The sequence below is a fragment of the Aquibacillus salsiterrae genome, assembly GCF_028416595.1.
Classification (GTDB): Bacteria; Bacillota; Bacilli; order Bacillales; family Amphibacillaceae; genus Aquibacillus_A; species Aquibacillus_A salsiterrae.
Genome location: NZ_JAMQKC010000007.1, coordinates 1 through 16,613, shown reverse-complemented (window position 1 = coordinate 16,613; position 16,613 = coordinate 1). Strand labels below are relative to the sequence as shown.

Sequence of the window (16,613 nt, the reverse complement as noted above, 5' to 3'; positions counted from 1 at the left end):
TCCACTCTTTTTGAAACTAGTCAAACATATATTCTTTTGTTCGGTAATGGATGTTAAGTACAATCCCAATCGCAATAAGATACGTTAACGTTGAACTTCCACCATAGCTAATAAAGGGGAGAGGAAGTCCAGTTATAGGAAGTAGTTGGATGGACATGCCAATGTTTTGAAATATTTGAAAGGTAAACATCCCAATCATGCCTGTAACAAGATAGCTACCAAATAAATCATTGCTTTGTAAGCCAATATGAATGAGACGATAAATTAGTAAAAAAAACAATGTAATAATAAAACTTGCGCCAACGAAACCAAATTGTTCTGCAATGGCAGAAAAAATCATATCTGTATGCCGTTCAGGAATATATACTTCTAAACCACCTAGCCCTTTCCCTGTTAATTGGCCTGAACCAATCGCAAGCATTGCTCGGATCAATTGGTAACCAGAATCGCCATAGGTCTCAGGATAGAGCCATCCGTAAAAACGACTCTCGACATGTCCAAATCCAACTTTATCTAAAAAATTCTTAGTTAAAGTAGGATCGATAAGAAACATAATAACAAAGATAGTTGTAACAACACCAAGAATCCCCACAATCGAGAAAAGAATTCTCCATCTGATACCGGAAACTAATATCATAGACATGACGATTGCACTTAAAACTAGAAACCCACCTAAGTCTGGTTGGACGGCAATAAGTCCCATTGGAGGAAGTGCTACCATAACAATTTTTAACAGTAACCAAATATCAGTCTTATTTGTATGGACCTTGAATTTTTCATTATGACTAACCATAATATGTGCTAAAGTAATAATTAAGATAATTTTCATAAATTCCGCAGGCTGTATAGTACCAAACCCAGGGACAATAAACCAACTTCTAGCTCCGTTTGCTTCATTGATTAGAAAAGCTGGCACATTGAAAAAAAGCATAAGTAATGCTATTATTCCAATTCCATATAAAAACCAGACGACTTGTCTAAACCGGTCATAATCAAATAACAGAAGAACAGCGATAAGCATGGAACCAATAATGTACCAAATTAATTGTTTTAACACAAAATTTTGACCGTCGTAAATAGAAGGTAGGAAAGGCTGGACGGTGTAGATTGCGAAACAGCTCGCTATACCGAGTAAAATAATAATTAGAATTAACGAGTAATCTATATTTGTATTTTGATTTTTAGAACTCATAGGTTTTACCTTTCTTTCTTTATAGATTTCAGAGTTCGTAACATAGTGGTCTTCAAATAATCTTACTTCCAGAAGGCCCTTTATAGCTCGTAAAAGAAATAGAAAGCTTTAACTAGCTTGATACACTTCTTTCCGATAAAATAGGTTAGATTGTTACGGATAAGTTTACCTTACTTTTATTATTTTTTTAAGTAAAGATACTTCTTCCCTAAATTTATATCTTATCATTTATTAGTGGAATTGGCGATAGGAGAGGCTAAGCGATGGAACAATTAGATGTACAAGAAAGAAAAAGAATTTGGGATAACATCGAATCAGCATTAGTCGATGAACAAATTGATCAATTTCGAACTGAATTCTTGGAATTACACCCTTATGACCAGGCAAAGATTTTTGAAGAACAACAGGATAGTATCAGAGTTCTTATTTATTCTTATTTATCACCTGAGGAATTTGCTGATGTGTTGGAACATGTGGACAGTGACCGTGCGGAAGAATTTGTAACAGAAATGAACCCAATGTTTGCATCACAAGTGTTAGCCGAAATGTCAGCAGATGATGCCGTTGATATTTTAAATGATTTAGATAAAAATAAGGTTGCTAGTTATTTAACAATTATGGATGAAGATGCAGCAGATGAAATAAAACAATTACTTCACTATGAAGAAAAAACAGCTGGAAGCATTATGACGACAGAATTTGTAGTCATCCATACGAACCAAACGGTGAAAGAAGCTATGCGACATTTGCGAAAGGAAGCCCCAGAAGCAGAGACAATTTATTACATTTATGTTGTTGATGTGCAAAAACGATTAGTCGGGGTTATCTCTCTACGTGATTTAATTATCGCAGAAGGGGACTTTCTCGTTGCAGATGTGATGAGCGAGCGAGTTGTATCTGTTCCGGTTGGTGAGGGTCAGGAAGAGGTTGCTCAAAAAATGAGAGATTATGATTTTTTGGCACTTCCTGTTGTAGATTTTCAAAATCATTTGTTAGGTATTATAACCGTAGATGATATTATCGATGTTATGGATGAGGAAGCGAGTGAGGACTACTCTAAATTAGCAGGTATCTCTGATTTTGAGGGTTCTAATATGAGTCCGGTAACTGCAGCGAAAAAACGGTTGCCGTGGTTAGTGATTTTGTTATTTCTCGGACTCTTTACAGCTAGTATAATTGGAAGGTTTGAAGCAACCCTTGATCAAGTTGCCGTTCTAGCCATTTTTATTCCCCTTATCGCAGGGATGGCTGGTAATACTGGAACGCAAGCGCTCGCTGTTGCTGTTCGAGCAATTGCTACTGGTGAATTGGATAAAGTTGGTAAATCTTCCATCATTTTACGTGAAGCAATGACAGGACTTATTATTGGCGTTAGTTGTGGGATTTTGATTACAATGGTCGTATATTTATGGAAAGGAAACTTTTATTTAGGTATATTAGTAGGTATTTCCGTTACGGCAACCTTAATTGTTGCAACAGTAGCTGGTGCGCTTGTTCCGCTCATCATGCATCGCTTGAAAATAGACCCTGCTGTTGCCTCAGGGCCTTTTATTACAACAATAAATGATATTATTTCGATTTTGATTTATTTTGGAATGGCAACAGCATTCATGAATTTACTTATCCAGTAAAGGGGGATACGGCATTGGAAACCGGAGATTCTGTTAGTTCGTTAGTGATTGTTATACTAGCGGCGTTCATTACACCTATTTTAATGCATCGATTGAAATTAAAGATGATTCCGATCGTGGTAGCAGAGATTATCATGGGGCTTATCATTGGCCGGAGTGGTTTCGATATAGTTGATCAAAGTAATTGGCTAGAAACCTTATCTACATTAGGGTTTATCTTTCTTATGTTTTTAAGTGGACTTGAAATAGATTTTTCCATTTTTGCTAAAAAAAGATTAAGAAAATCTAGGTCTAAAGAGAAGGTGCCTAATCCGGTTATCATTGCTATCCTAGTATTTCTAGGGATTTTGGTTTTATCTCTCTTCTTATCCTATTTGTTCGTCATTTTTGGGTTTGTTGATAATGTATTCCTAATGACATTAATCATTTCAACCATTTCGTTAGGCGTTGTTGTCCCAACACTAAAGGAAGCAAATGCAACGAAAACAACAATAGGACAAACCATATTATTGATCGCTGTCATTGCTGATTTGATTACAATGATTTTACTTGCTATTTTTGTGTCAGTTTATGGTGATGAGTCAGGTAATATGTGGCTTCTGCTTCTGTTGTTTGGGGTTGGGGTATTACTTTATTTTGTTGGTAAATATTATCGTCACCAGACGTTTATTGAGACGATGTCTAGAGGAACCATCCAAATTGGTACAAGAGCTGTGTTTACACTCATTATTTTCTTTGTTGCATTATCTGAAACAGTAGGTGCTGAAAATATTCTTGGTGCCTTCTTAGCCGGGGCATTAGTGTCATTGTTGTCTCCAAATCAAGATTTAGTGCAAAAGTTAGATAGCTTTGGCTATGGATTTTTGATCCCAATCTTTTTTGTCATGGTGGGTGTTGAACTAGATATTTGGACACTATTTAGTGACCAGAAGGTATTGCTTCTCATTCTATTGTTGTTGATTGCGTTTTTCCTTTCAAAAATAGTTCCTGTTACAATTTTATCTAAGTGGTATGAATGGGAAACAGTCATAAGTTCCGGGATGATTCTTACCTCCACTTTATCGCTTGTTATTGCAGCAGCAACTATCGGTGAACGAATGGAAGTAATTGATTCGAAAATGGAAGGTGCACTTATCTTAGCGGCTGTTTTGACGTGTATCATTGCGCCACCTTTCTTTAAAAAATATTATGTGCACGTTGAAGATGAGTCCCATAAACAAACCATTTCCTTCATCGGTTCAAATCAAGCTACATTACCAGTAGTTAGAGAATTAGACTCTAGTTCGTTTGAGTCGCATTTATACCATACAAAAGTGGATAAAATTGATGAAAAGATTACCCGGTCTATTTTTGATATTACTCAATTAGAAAACTATGATTTGAAGCAAATGGATAAAAAAGGCGTCTTTGATGTTAATCTAGTTGTTGTTTCAACTGGAGATGAAAAACAAAATGCAAAAATTGCCTCTTATGCAAAACAAAAAGGAGTGGAGAGAGTAATTGCTCGAGCCGAGTCCTCTCATATTGACCAAGAATTGAGAGAAATTGGTGTTGATGTGTTTTCAGTCTTAATGTCAACGAAGACATTATTAAAAGCACTAATCGAATCACCAAGTGTCGTAAATATTTTAACGAATCAAGAAACTGCCCTTTATGAAATTAATATGAATAATGCAGTGTATCAAGGGGTGATGCTACGTGAATTTCCGTTTACTGGTGATGTCATTATGGTTAGAATTTTCCGAGGAAAGGACTCGATTGTGCCTCACGGGGAAACAGAGCTAAGGGTAGGAGACCGACTTATTGTCACTGGTTCTCATGAATATGTGGAAGAGTTAGAAATGTTATTAGAATATACTTAACAAAAAATCCTGCCTTTATTGTATTGGCAGGATTTTTTGATTGAATTTGATGTGTAGCAGGAAAGGATTGAGTTTCGATTCATTATCAGATAAAATAGTAACAGGTACTAATAACAAGTATAAGAAAAATAAAACAACACGATCGCTTTTGATCCGAGATAAGAAAGTATAAAAAATCAAAGAGTTGTCTACTTGCTTCCTAGCCCGCCTGGGGTCATAAGTTAATCCCTTCTGTGGCAAAGATCGCCACGTCAGGTCTTGTCTTATGCCTGCCTTAGTCTAGCAAGGCGCGACTTGCGCTTTTCTTATGGGGAGTTATACAATGTGGTTTTACCTAAAACAAGGAGGTGAATCTGGTTAATTTAATCCTACCAAAAGATAGATTAACCAGGATATTATGAATTTTTCATTAGAAGGACGTACATACGTGATTATGGGTGTTGCGAATAAGCGAAGTATTGCGTGGGGGATAGCTAGGTCCTTACACGAAGCTGGTGCACGATTAATCTTTACGTATGCTTCGGAACGATTTGAGAAGCCTGTGAAAGATTTAGTAGCTACGCTTGATGGACAAGAATCATTATTTTATGAGTGTGACGTTACTAGTGATGAAGCTGTACAAGCTACATTTAATCAAATCAAACAAGATGTTGGAACCATTCACGGTTTAGCACACTGTATCGCCTTTGCGCAACGAGAAGACCTACAGGGTGAGTTTAAGGATACAAGTCGAGACGGCTTCCTACTTGCCCATAACATTAGTGCATTTTCACTTGTCTCGGTGGCAAGAGCAGCACAACCATTAATGACGGAAGGTGGCGGAATTGTTACCTTGACTTATCTAGGTGGGGAACGTGTTGTCCAGAATTATAATGTCATGGGTGTTGCCAAAGCAAGTTTAGACGCTAGTATGAAATATTTAGCTAATGATTTAGGAAAACATGCTATTCGTGTCAATGCAATTTCAGCTGGACCAATCCGTACGCTTTCAGCAAAAGGGATTGGCGACTTTAACACGGTCTTAAAGCAAATCGAAGAAAAGGCACCACTACGTCGAACGGTTACCCAAGAAGAAGTTGGTGACACTGCTTACTATTTATTAAGCGATTTATCTCGTGGGGTGACAGGTGAAGTTATTCACGTTGATTCAGGCTATAATATTTTAGGATTGTCCTAATGTCGTTATACGGCTCCAATAAAACATTATAAAATAATTCCGAAAGAAAGCATTGAATCCTTAGTGATTCAATGCTTTTTAATTTGAAAGATAAGAAACAATAGCTAGGCTTTTTTTTTTTTTGTCTGCAATGAACGAATTACGTGGATAACATTCAGCGCTTTTGTTCAATAGCTGTTTTTTCGTACGGTTTGTTGCTTTTGATTTGCATAGTAGATGTAGATGGATAATGCGTAGTAGAAACAGGAATTGATCTCTGCTACGACCTTGTTAGCGACAGAATTAAGTTCGGAATAGTAAAAAGTGTTGATGATACCCCTAATCATCGACAGAATTAAGTTCGGAATAGTAAAAAGTGTTGATGATACCCCTAATCATCGACAGAATTAAGTTCGGAATAGTAAAAAGTGTTGATGATACCCCTAATCATTGACAGAATTAAGTTCGGAATAGTAAAAAGTGTTGATGATACCCCTAATCATCGACAGAATTAAGCTCGGAATAGTAAAAAGTGTTGATGATACCCCTAATCATTGACAGAATTAAGTTCGGAATAGTAAAAAGTGTTGATGATACCCCTAATCATCGACAGAATTAAGCTCGGAATAATAAAAAGTGTTGATGATGCACCTAATCATCGACAGAATTGAGTTCGGTAGTAAAAAGTGTTAATGATGCACCTAATCATCGACGTGGGCAAAGCATGGCTCACGCTTTTCTTAGTAAAAGTTTCTTTCCTGTTATTGGGCACAAATCCAATATCCGTACATATACTGTGTTGAATAGGAACATGGAAAGGGAGGAATCCAGTTGTGAGAAAACGAAGGAAATACACCAATAAACCAATGATGTATATAACCCAACCTAAATTAGAAAATCCATCAGCTTCAATGCAATCAGACTACCGGACGCCCACAAATAAAGATAAAAGAGTATTAAAACCACTGTCAGATAAAGGGGATGAGAGAACAAAGAAACTTCTACCAAAAACATCTCCAACAGTTAAGACAGAAAAAGAAATCGTATATGGTGATGCTGAAACAGTCATCGAAGAGCTACAGGAAGAAGTTGAAGAATCCAGTGAGAATATAGAATCCTCCAGTGAAAGCATAGAATCCTCGAGCGGGGAAGTGGAATTAACCAATGATGCAGTGGAAGATCTCGAATCATCTTCCACCAATGCATTTATTAAACCTCGAACCGAACGTAAGCGATTTTCGGATATGACAGTTAAAGAAAAAGTTGATTACTTTGTTGGTTTGCCATCGCAAGTGCCTAGAATGAAATGTGAAGTTAGAACAAAAGATGAACGAATTCGTGGTGTTATTACTGATTGTAAGGATAATGAAGTGTATATTACGTCAATCAAGAGGCCTAGAAATCGTAAACTTTCTATCGATGAAATCACTAATATTCGTTTAATTAGCTTCTAATTTGTAATGGCATTAGGCTATAAAGACAATGCCCCCTTTTCTACTAAAAAATGGGGGCTACTAATAAATAGAACACTTTTATGATACGACTACTTAACAATGGATATGATTTACATTTTCATTTTTACAACAAAGTAAAAAAAGGTCTGCCGAACGTACGCAGACCTTTTTTATTAGAGATGATTATCTGTCGAATGCACTGATTGCAGGCAAGCAAGTTACATGGCAGAAACAGTCTAGATCTACAGTCATACAGATACCAGTTACTTCTAAGTCACTTGTATCTTGGTCTACTGGTGAGCATGGATTTGGGTCAGCGTCTGCTTCATCACGTAGTAATTCTAGTACTGCACAATTATCTTCATCTACAGACTTAACACGGAAGTAGTAGCTTGCTACCGGATTTGAAATATCATTTACGTCAATACCAAACCCTTTAAACGGGCTGCAAGTTCCTTCACAATAAAGAATTACTGGTACAGTATCTAACGTGTTTGCGATAGGAGAAGTTTCACCTAGTAAATCTTGGATTGATTTTTCGCAGCTAACGACACAATCGCCTTCAAAGATGTCTGTTTGCGCATCCGCAATCTCGCGAAGAATATCCGCTACACAGTTTCCTGAATCAAATTTCTTTCCACATGACATCGTATCTTTCCCCTTTCGATTATTGTTGACTTATTTGTCACTAACTAGAGTATGTAAAAGCACACTCTGTGTGTGGGCGAACAACATTCTTATTAGAATTAAGCAAAATATCACAAGAAAATCAAAGAAACGGGCGAATGTCTATGACCATGATAAAATTCTTACATACTATATTAGCGACTTAAGTTTAGAAAAAGGAGTGACCAAAGGATGTCTGAAAAGAAAAAAGTCATTTATGTGAAAGATCTAGTAATAAAAGCAGATAATGTGCGAATCGAACCACCGCATCCACCTCGACCACCACGTCCACCAAGACCACCACGTCATCACCCATTTGGACCAACTGGACCAGTGAGAAGAGAAGAATTGGAACATAAGGATGAGGTCTTAGAAGAGAGTTCAGATGAAAGTTCGAACGAGCAACATTAATTGTGGAAGAGTAAAAAGGTAGCTTTAAAGCTACCTTTTTACTTTATAACTTTATAACACTAATAGGAGTGCCTAACCTTATAAATAAAGGAATAGTTTGGTGATTTTGTGGTATACATAACTAAGCTACATGTGAGGGAGAGGTTCAATTGGGGTATATATTGCCTATCTTCAACTTCCAATATAATGACTACCATAATCGTTCGTATCAACCAAAGTATAATCCATACCAGATTAACCGAATTCATCCAAGCCAATTAACGATGTCCTATCCGAATGAAGATAACAGAGTGTATCAACAAATCAAAACGGATAAACGTGCAATTAAAGATAGTAGAGATGATTCATCTGAAGTCATGACAATGAATGAGTTGGGGGAGCATCCGGAAAAAGGAAGGTATTATGACCGTTATATTTAATTATTTCAACTGCAAAAAAAGGAAGAGGACTAGAATGTTTGAACAAACAAGGCCTCTCCTTCTTTATATTCTGCGTAAAAGACATCACGTATGCCGTTTACTTTTTGTTTTTTCAGTTCATTTTCTAACCATTGTCGGTCCTGTTTGATTTCTTTTAAGTTATCCTCAATAATTTCTCCGTCGTCAATTAAAGTTACTGGAAGGGAAATTCTTTGAGCCATTAAGTTTAAATCTTGTCTTGTTGGCGATTGGTTAAGCGTTTTTTTCAATATGGAAATCGTTCCGTCTGATTCGAGAACTGCATAATCCACTTCACGTACGGAAAATGCTCCTTTTGACCGCAACAGATGAAGGAGTTGGTTAAGGTCTAACTTATTTTTCTTCATCGCTTCTCGTTGGAGATATCCTTTGTGGATAACTATTGCCGGTTTTCCTTCTAAAAGTGTTCTTGTTCGTTTGAATCTTTGGGTCATCCATTCTGTTATATAAAGAAGTAGTCCCCAAAGAAAGACTGCATAAGCCATTTGCGCGACACCTGCTTTGCCATCGTAAATTGTTCCACCAACTATTTCCCCGAAGATTATTCCGGATATAAAATCAAACGGTGTTAATTGACTAATTTGTGTCTTTCCTAAAATTTTCGTTATCGCAAATAATGCAATGAACCCGAATAAGGTTTCCACTAGTATAGGAACTGCATTTTCCATGGTAATCCCGTCCTCATATTGTTGTTATATCTTTAGCCATGTTATCCGTATTAAAGGTTTTTATACTAGGGAATTATCTTCTTTAAAAAACTCGTTCTTGTATTGTAGCTGAAATCAGTCATCTGTTTCGGTTAGGTTCGACTATATTGCTTTTTCTGAATCGATTGGGTAGGGAGCTAATCAATCAAATTATCCTCCACAAATTCAACGGAATATTTGAGCGTATTGCTTACAAGTGCGTGTTCAAAAAGTCGACGAATTAGAAGCAAGCCAACGAAGAGATGCGTAGCTTATCGGGGAAAAAGCAGTTTCCTTTTTCCTATTTGATGATTTTTTGAACAACCTCTACAAATGAAAAAGCCTACCCCTATTTACTGGAGTAGGCAAATCTTATAACTCTTTCACCATTGTGACGTGTGGGATTCCAGCATCGATAAACTCGTCAGAAACCGTATCGTATCCAAGGGATTGATAGAAGGATTCTGCATGGGTTTGTGCATTCAACTTTGCTTTGTTTTTCCCGTTGTCTACAATGGTTTGTTCCATATTACGTATCATCGTTTTTCCGAATGACTGGCCTCGGAATTCTTTTAATACGCAAACGCGCTCCAATTTGCCATAGTTATCAACGATTCTTAATCGGCCTGCTGCAATAGGTTTCTCTTTATGATAACCAACAAAATGGATCGCTTCCTTTTCCAAGTCGTCTATTTCAAGTTCGGGTGGAACCTTTTGTTCTTTTACAAATACAGTGTTACGGACTTGATAAGCATCTTTTAGTTGTTTTTCTGTTTCGACGATGTAGGTTTCCATGAATAGTAATTACTCCTTGTTGAATGTGAATGTATCATAAACTGTCCATGCTCCATTTTCAAGCTGATACATCAATTGAAAACGGTCTACTGTGCTCTCCATATTAAACTCCTGTAATTTTAAACTTCCAAACACATCAGAGAACTCATCATCAGACAATTCCTGGGCTATTGTTATATGTGGTACAAATGCAAATGTTTGTTTCTTTGGTAATGCGCCGTGATGTAACCGTTCATTTAGTGCAAGCAGTTCATTGACTGGGTCTACTTTTAAATATATCGTGTTCGTGACAGGGAAAAAGGAACTAACTTTAAGAACCCGTAATGGAAAGGCCTTCGTTTCGTTTGCAACTTTTTTTAATTCCTCCACGATTGTTTTTAATTCATCATCATCTGCTTCGAATGGTTCTTTAACTGTTAGGTGTGGTGGAATTAATGCATAGTGTGGATCATAACGCATCCGATAAGAATTAGCTTCGTCTTGAATTTCCTTAGACGGGAAAATTGCAACACCATATTTCATTCGGTCAATCCTCCTATTCATTATTTCAATCAAAGTACTTCCTAATGTCTGTAAACATTATACCAAAAATTACACGAAATTTCGTTAGAAGAGAAAAATGAATTATTCCCAACCAAACATCGTACATAGCGCGTGTGGTAAATCGGGTTGCCAAGATTTCCACGTATGATTACCGTCTAGCTCATGATACGAATAGTTAATTTTTTGATTGGATAACAGCTCATTTAATTCACGATTAGGCGTAAGAAAATCACTAGTTTTCCCATCTGTTGTTTTAACTTCCGTTTCGTCTTTACCAATCGTATGGTATATATCAATTTTATCCAAATCAGAAGCTTCATTTATTGAATTTAATACAGCATCGTTTACAAAAGGTGACTGCATGATGACTTTTCCAAACGTATTTGGATACTTACTTGCAACCATTAAGGCTAATGTGCCTGCGAGTGAATCACCCATGAGTGCTCTTGAACTTCCTACACATACACCAGGGATTTCTTCATCAAGCATTGGGACAACCTCATGAATTAAAAAGTTAATGTAAGCCTGGTTTTTATCCCCGTTCGGATGATATTTTGCTTGTCTGTCATACCGGTCTTGATAATGGATACCAACGAATACTGTATTATCAATGTCCCCATCTTCATGCAGTTGATCACTTAGGGTTGCAATTCTACCAAGTTGGAAGTAATCATCACCGTCTTGCATAATGCAGATATAATAGTTGTTTAATGGTGTAAAAGCCTCTGGTAAGTACCACTTCACCGTAATTATTTCATTCAAATAAGAACTTTCTATTTGTTTATCTATCATTTTACCCTTTCTACCCATTGTCACACCTCTTGAATTTTCCATTTTAAACTAGTTTATCATATTTTTAAGATGTCAACGTTTCATTCGGGTTAACGTTACTATCCTTTTCACCAATTTGATCGTAGTTAAACTTAATCTCTGTATGAAAATATAAATTACTCGGGACAAAAAATGTGTGGCACTTCTAATTTTGGGACGAAGAACAAATGCGCTGAAACTGAACGTGGCTGTTGCTGGATGGTATCCACGCTTTGATCTTTTTCTTTCTTATCTTGCAAAAAAAGACAGACCAATATTTTTGGTCTGTCAGGAAGTCGTCAAAATTTTTACTTTCAAATTTTATTTAGCAAAACGGTGATTACCAATTGTTACAGTTGTTTGTCTTGAGTTAATCCAATCACTTGTTGAAGTCTTTGGGTTGTAAAAATAAATAGAACCCTGTCCTTGTCCCCTGAATGCAAGAGCCTCATTTACGGCACGTATAGATGATGCAGTTGGTGTATTGTTAATTGCCCCATTTTGGACAGGTGTAAATGCATAATACCCACTAACTTTTTGATAGATAACTCCTTTAACTGTATTAGGAAATTCCGAATGATCGACACGATTTAGAACAACCGTCGCAACAGCAACTTTCCCAGCGTACGGTTCTCCTTTGGCTTCTGCTTCCACAAGCTGTGCTAACAATTGCTTGTCTGACGTAGATACAGTAGTAGGAATCGTTAACCGTTGACCAATATAGATCATATTACCAGATTGATTGTTTGACTCTTTTATACTAGTAATTGGTATGCCAAATGTATTTGATATTTTCCATAGAGAATCCCCGTTTTGTACAGTATAGGAAGAAGCAGCACTTATATTAGTTGGAACCAAAAATGCAGAAATCGTTAAAGTTGTCGCCAAAAGTATATTTTTAAATTTTTTCATAGTTGTAAACCTCCTAGTAAACTAGTTCTTGTTTTCCTACAATCAAGGCTACCAGTTGTAACATAGTTATTCATTACCCAAATTCTTCCTAGAAATAAATAGGGTGTTTTGGGTCTTGATACTATTGGGAGAAATGAAGCATAGTTAATCATTTCCATAAACAATAAATGTGTTCAATTGGAAAATTTAGGATCATTTATGTCTGTTGTTATACTCTTGTAACAATAGGTTTGGGTCATATCCTTTATTTGTGGGAGTCGAATCGATGAGTACAATATTGTAAGAGAAGGGAAGACGATTGTGCAATCGGAGTCTATTTATCGATCAATCACGTAAGAAATCAAACAGAGTGGCGGATGTGGAAGTAGAGACCATTTAGCAAATAATAGGTATTAAAATAGGAAGGAGGTGCTGAGAAATAGATAAAGGAATAATATATAATAAGGAAATAACAAAAATAGATTGACAAAACTGGTAGCAATCTATTATATTATTATTTATCGAAACTAACTTATCTTCCACGATTCCGTAGCTCAGCTGGGAGAGCGCTACCTTGACAGGGTAGAGGTCGCTGGTTCGAGCCCAGTCGGAATCATACCTGAGAACCCTTGAAATATAAGGGTTCTTTTATTTTATCTTCACACACTGGTCATAATAAAACACCACTTTGGTCACCTATTGGTTACGGTGGTAAATAAATAATGCGATTATCGAAGAGGTATATTGCAATTGAAATGGTTATTAAAGTAAATTTGTTTTAATACTTAATGTAGTGAGGATCACAAAATGATTGATTTTTTTTCATCTGAGGGAACTAAATATTTATGGGATTCAGACTCTGAACAGATTATTGATTTTACACCACTTGAGATTCAGATGACTAAAGCCAAAGTTAAATTAATGTCTGATCGAGCCATTTTTAAATAGAGCCTCTGGTAATAATATGAAAATGGTTATTCCATTAAAGGTTAATAGAAGTAGATTAAAAGAAGCGCATACGGAATTTCGTAGAATACTTAAAAAAACACCTGAAATTCTTATAGAAACTCATGCCATCGATAGATTAATGGAGGATTGGGTATTAGAGAATAATCATCCAAACAAGCGTGGGTGGATGAAGATGATATAAGGAATTGTGTAAGAACAATGAATAGAATTGTTGATATTAGGTTAAATTTTAATCATAACTATATTGATAATACTCTTGATCTGAAGTATTTATTTTCATGATGTGAAATCCCGCCTTCGGTTGATATCTTCCCGAACCGAGTCGACTTAGTTAGAAATTAGAAGGTATAAACATTCTATCACTCTGATAAAGGGTGCCTTTTTAGGTTGAAGAATAATGTAACCATAAATGACTACCGCTGCCGACATTATTATGGTTCAAAGTAAAAAAGATCAGATTAATTGCCTGATCCTTTCACAAACTAAATAGAGGTCATTTTTGGTTCGTTTTTAGTGCAAACTTATAAATGATAAAACCTATAAATAAACCAGGAATTAAAAAAATCATCGGTAAAAAAACCGGACCGAATAGTAGTCCGAATGGCTTTATTCTTTGTGAATAAATGAGACCAACTGTTACAAAAAAGCCTCCAAAAACAAAAGGTAGATAGGAAAAAGGTGTTTTTTTTCCATCTGCATCGCGATAAGCGTCCCAAAGGGCAAACATGTATAGACATGGATAAAACATTAACCACTGATAATTAGTAACTTCAACTGCTTTTCTTATTTCTCCGTTAAATGAACTGATGATCGCTGAGTTAAAGTTGCTTCTTGTATTTACAAGGAACTCTAAAACGATTAGTACGATTCCCTTGATTATTCTCCCATTTAGGAATTGACCGAATCCAGGAAATGCTATACTCCATAGCAAAGCCTCGTGCTTTTTTGGCAAATTCATACAAGCACCAGTTGTCCCTTGGCTTTATTTTTTCTTAGAAAGACTTTCTCGGTCAGCAGCGGTGGGAGGTTCCTCTAACCAACCTTCATTTATCAATATATTCATTCCTTTATTACCATATTTTGAAATCTCTCCTGTTAGAGTAGCAAACTGCGCATGAATATCATGTCGCATTATTTTAGAAACCGCTAGCCCATAATTTTGAATACCAATAGCATTAGAAAGTGATGTATGATACATCATCAGCTTATCTGTGAATGGTGGAATTGTTGAATCAGTTACATGTGCGTCCAATAATTTAGGGGATGGAAGATTCTCGCTTATCAGAATGTCACCCAATTGTTTGATTTGTTTATCTGCTAATTCTGCACCCTCTTTAAAATTATCTCTCAATTTCTCAGAGGAAGCAACCTGACCAAATGCAAGCATAAGTGCTTTTCCTAAAGTATTAGTATTGATGTTAATTTGTAGGTGTTTTATTTCTAATCCAGTTAGAGGTCTCTTTTTACCAGCTATAAAAGAAATGAAGGATTGATCCTCGACATAATCAACTTGCTTTGGATAAGGTATTGTAGGCGGTACAAAATCCATTCCTTTGGATAGCATTAAGTATAATCCTTTTTTGTAGATTTTGATGGAATCTTGTATACACATGTCAAAATAGTCGATAACATCATGTCTTGCTGAACTTGAAAAAGCACTTCCGTATGTTTGTAAACCTGCTCTAGCCATTTCAGTAGTGTAAAAAATCATAAACATATCACTAAATAGTCTCGGGGCATCTTTTCTTACATCTTGTTCTCCAAACCCAACTGGAACAGGTATATTTTCTTTCGTGTATATTTCTTGAATCATAGCTAAGTGTTTTTTTGAGGTATCTAATGACAATTGAATAAAGTCCCTTACTTCATCATCCTCTACAACTTGAAGATGATGCTTATATATGCACATAATTAAAGAATCTCCAAGATAATTTGCAAACAAGTCGCCTAACTCAGATGCTGTTAACTTTTTATTTTGTTGATGTGCCTTCATTTCATTAATAACGTGCTCGTCCTCTTGAGATAGTTTATTTTTTGTTTCCATGAAATAACCTCCTAACGTCCATGGAAATTAGTATCTCTAAAACAGCTAATTTTATAACAATGTTAACAGAAACAGAAATTGCGGGATTCGAATTGGCCCTGTCAAAGAGAGACAATCTAAATCAATAGAACTTGTTAAACAATGTGGAGTTAGGTAGACAAAAAAATTAACAAAGAATAACAAGAGCCATCAAGCTTTGCAACAGTTCACAATCGAGTAATTTAACTTCTGCGAATTATCGAAGTGGCTAAAGATCGATTCCACACCATCAATTAATCGATATGCACTTTTTAAGAAAGTATTGACGACTATTAATGAATTATGATATATTATCTCAGTTGCCTTTGGGGCAAAGATTATGGGGAAGAGTCAATGTTATTATTAATGAAATTTATTGACTGAATATGAATCAAATGTTATATTTGTTAGGTCGCTTTTTGGAGTGTTGAAAAAACAACACAAAATTAATTGACTTCTACGAATAAATGTGATATGATGGATTATGCCGCTGAGAGATGAATCGATAAGAATAAACACAATTGATCTTTGAAAACTGAACAAAACAACCAGTATGTTTAAGAGAAAGCATTGGCGACTAATAGTGTTAGCTATTAAGAGTCAAAGCTAGATTAGAAATACAATTGCTAGTCAAGTTTATGAGTAAATCAACTCATTCATTTATTGGAGAGTTTGATCTTGGCTCAGGACGAACGCTGGCGGCGTGCCTAATACATGCAAGTCGAGCGCGTGAAACTAGTTGATCCCTTCGGGGTGACACTAGTGGACCGAGCGGCGGACGGGTGAGTAACACGTGGGCAACCTGCCTGTAAGACTGGGATAACTCCGGGAAACCGGGGCTAATACCGGATAACACTTATATTCTCATGAATGTGAGTTGAAAGATGGCTTTTCGAAGCTATCACTTACAGATGGGCCCGCGGCGCATTAGCTAGTTGGTGAGGTAACGGCTCACCAAGGCAACGATGCGTAGCCGACCTGAGAGGGTGATCGGCCACACTGGGACTGAGACACGGCCCAGACTCCT

Annotated in this window: 15 protein-coding genes, 1 tRNA gene and 1 rRNA gene; 8 read left to right on the top strand and 9 right to left on the bottom strand. The window is 36.4% G+C overall.

Features of this window, described 5'->3' with window-relative positions; translation table 11 throughout:
- Window positions 1–16 precede the first annotated feature (16 nt).
- On the bottom strand, window positions 17–1,192 hold the full coding sequence (locus tag NC799_RS09730; RefSeq protein WP_272446259.1) for an FtsW/RodA/SpoVE family cell cycle protein: 1,176 nt from the start codon (window positions 1,190–1,192) through the stop codon (window positions 17–19).
- A gap of 263 nt (window positions 1,193–1,455) precedes the next feature.
- Between NC799_RS09730 and mgtE the strand changes: the two genes are divergently transcribed.
- The 4 genes from mgtE (at window position 1,456) to NC799_RS09710 (ending at window position 7,295) form a co-directional block, all read left to right on the top strand.
- Window positions 1,456–2,823, top strand: a complete 1,368-nt coding sequence (gene mgtE, locus NC799_RS09725; RefSeq protein ID WP_272446258.1) for a magnesium transporter — start codon at window positions 1,456–1,458, stop codon at window positions 2,821–2,823.
- 14 nt (window positions 2,824–2,837) lie between these two features.
- Entirely contained in the window at window positions 2,838–4,685 is a 1,848-nt protein-coding gene (locus tag NC799_RS09720) for a monovalent cation:proton antiporter family protein (protein WP_272446257.1), read from the top strand.
- A 397-nt stretch (window positions 4,686–5,082) separates the two neighbouring features.
- Window positions 5,083–5,862, top strand: coding sequence for an enoyl-ACP reductase FabI (gene fabI / locus NC799_RS09715; protein ID WP_272446256.1), 780 nt, complete (start codon window positions 5,083–5,085; stop codon window positions 5,860–5,862).
- An 812-nt stretch (window positions 5,863–6,674) separates the two neighbouring features.
- Window positions 6,675–7,295: a CotO family spore coat protein gene (locus tag NC799_RS09710; RefSeq protein ID WP_272446255.1), complete on the top strand. Its 621-nt coding sequence runs from the start codon at window positions 6,675–6,677 to the stop codon at window positions 7,293–7,295.
- 183 nt (window positions 7,296–7,478) lie between these two features.
- On the opposite strand, the gene NC799_RS09705 is transcribed toward NC799_RS09710, so the two are convergent.
- Window positions 7,479–7,943 (bottom strand): CotY/CotZ family spore coat protein, encoded by a 465-nt coding sequence (locus NC799_RS09705; RefSeq protein ID WP_272446254.1) that lies wholly within the window; start codon window positions 7,941–7,943, stop codon window positions 7,479–7,481.
- Between the two features lie 210 nt (window positions 7,944–8,153).
- Here NC799_RS09705 and NC799_RS09700 point away from each other — a divergent pair, with 210 nt between their 5' ends.
- Window positions 8,154–8,372 (top strand): hypothetical protein, encoded by a 219-nt coding sequence (locus tag NC799_RS09700; protein WP_272446253.1) that lies wholly within the window; start codon window positions 8,154–8,156, stop codon window positions 8,370–8,372.
- 149 nt (window positions 8,373–8,521) lie between these two features.
- Window positions 8,522–8,791, top strand: a complete 270-nt coding sequence (locus NC799_RS09695) for a hypothetical protein (RefSeq protein ID WP_272446252.1) — start codon at window positions 8,522–8,524, stop codon at window positions 8,789–8,791.
- A gap of 29 nt (window positions 8,792–8,820) precedes the next feature.
- Here the strand turns inward: NC799_RS09695 and NC799_RS09690 are convergent, their stop codons facing one another.
- The 5 genes from NC799_RS09690 to NC799_RS09670 form a co-directional block, all read right to left on the bottom strand.
- Complete coding sequence (locus tag NC799_RS09690; RefSeq protein WP_272446251.1) at window positions 8,821–9,498, bottom strand: DUF421 domain-containing protein; 678 nt, start codon at window positions 9,496–9,498, stop codon at window positions 8,821–8,823.
- Window positions 9,499–9,888: 390 nt separating this feature from the next.
- Complete coding sequence (locus tag NC799_RS09685; RefSeq protein ID WP_272446250.1) at window positions 9,889–10,311, bottom strand: GNAT family N-acetyltransferase; 423 nt, start codon at window positions 10,309–10,311, stop codon at window positions 9,889–9,891.
- 9 nt (window positions 10,312–10,320) lie between these two features.
- On the bottom strand, window positions 10,321–10,833 hold the full coding sequence (locus NC799_RS09680) for a YjcG family protein (protein ID WP_272446249.1): 513 nt from the start codon (window positions 10,831–10,833) through the stop codon (window positions 10,321–10,323).
- Between the two features lie 102 nt (window positions 10,834–10,935).
- Window positions 10,936–11,664, bottom strand: a complete 729-nt coding sequence (locus NC799_RS09675) for an alpha/beta hydrolase (protein ID WP_272446248.1) — start codon at window positions 11,662–11,664, stop codon at window positions 10,936–10,938.
- 321 nt (window positions 11,665–11,985) lie between these two features.
- Window positions 11,986–12,576, bottom strand: a complete 591-nt coding sequence (locus NC799_RS09670) for a cell wall hydrolase (protein ID WP_272446247.1) — start codon at window positions 12,574–12,576, stop codon at window positions 11,986–11,988.
- A gap of 522 nt (window positions 12,577–13,098) precedes the next feature.
- Here NC799_RS09670 and NC799_RS09665 point away from each other — a divergent pair.
- A tRNA-Val gene (locus tag NC799_RS09665) sits at window positions 13,099–13,171 on the top strand.
- Window positions 13,172–14,017: 846 nt separating this feature from the next.
- On the opposite strand, the gene NC799_RS09660 is transcribed toward NC799_RS09665, so the two are convergent.
- Entirely contained in the window at window positions 14,018–14,482 is a 465-nt protein-coding gene (locus tag NC799_RS09660; protein ID WP_272446246.1) for a hypothetical protein, read from the bottom strand.
- Window positions 14,483–14,506: 24 nt separating this feature from the next.
- The gene (locus tag NC799_RS09655) at window positions 14,507–15,568 is read right to left on the bottom strand and encodes a DUF3231 family protein (protein ID WP_272446245.1); all 1,062 of its coding nucleotides are present in this window, start codon (window positions 15,566–15,568) and stop codon (window positions 14,507–14,509) included.
- 678 nt (window positions 15,569–16,246) lie between these two features.
- Here NC799_RS09655 and NC799_RS09650 point away from each other — a divergent pair.
- Window positions 16,247–16,613: ribosomal RNA gene (locus tag NC799_RS09650) — 16S ribosomal RNA — on the top strand; the annotation flags it as partial.

Excerpts from the sequence above, each read along its gene's own strand:
- NC799_RS09730 (WP_272446259.1), bottom strand. The coding sequence starts at position 1,192 with ATGAGTTCTAAAAATCAAAATACAAATATAGATTACTCGTTAATTCTA.
- mgtE (WP_272446258.1), top strand. The coding sequence starts at position 1,456 with ATGGAACAATTAGATGTACAAGAAAGAAAAAGAATTTGGGATAACATC.
- fabI (WP_272446256.1), top strand. The coding sequence starts at position 5,083 with ATGAATTTTTCATTAGAAGGACGTACATACGTGATTATGGGTGTTGCG.
- NC799_RS09705 (WP_272446254.1), bottom strand. The coding sequence starts at position 7,943 with ATGTCATGTGGAAAGAAATTTGATTCAGGAAACTGTGTAGCGGATATT.
- NC799_RS09700 (WP_272446253.1), top strand. The coding sequence starts at position 8,154 with ATGTCTGAAAAGAAAAAAGTCATTTATGTGAAAGATCTAGTAATAAAA.
- NC799_RS09690 (WP_272446251.1), bottom strand. The coding sequence starts at position 9,498 with ATGGAAAATGCAGTTCCTATACTAGTGGAAACCTTATTCGGGTTCATT.
- NC799_RS09685 (WP_272446250.1), bottom strand. The coding sequence starts at position 10,311 with ATGGAAACCTACATCGTCGAAACAGAAAAACAACTAAAAGATGCTTAT.
- NC799_RS09680 (WP_272446249.1), bottom strand. The coding sequence starts at position 10,833 with ATGAAATATGGTGTTGCAATTTTCCCGTCTAAGGAAATTCAAGACGAA.
- NC799_RS09675 (WP_272446248.1), bottom strand. The coding sequence starts at position 11,664 with ATGGGTAGAAAGGGTAAAATGATAGATAAACAAATAGAAAGTTCTTAT.
- NC799_RS09670 (WP_272446247.1), bottom strand. The coding sequence starts at position 12,576 with ATGAAAAAATTTAAAAATATACTTTTGGCGACAACTTTAACGATTTCT.
- NC799_RS09660 (WP_272446246.1), bottom strand. The coding sequence starts at position 14,482 with ATGAATTTGCCAAAAAAGCACGAGGCTTTGCTATGGAGTATAGCATTT.
- NC799_RS09655 (WP_272446245.1), bottom strand. The coding sequence starts at position 15,568 with ATGGAAACAAAAAATAAACTATCTCAAGAGGACGAGCACGTTATTAAT.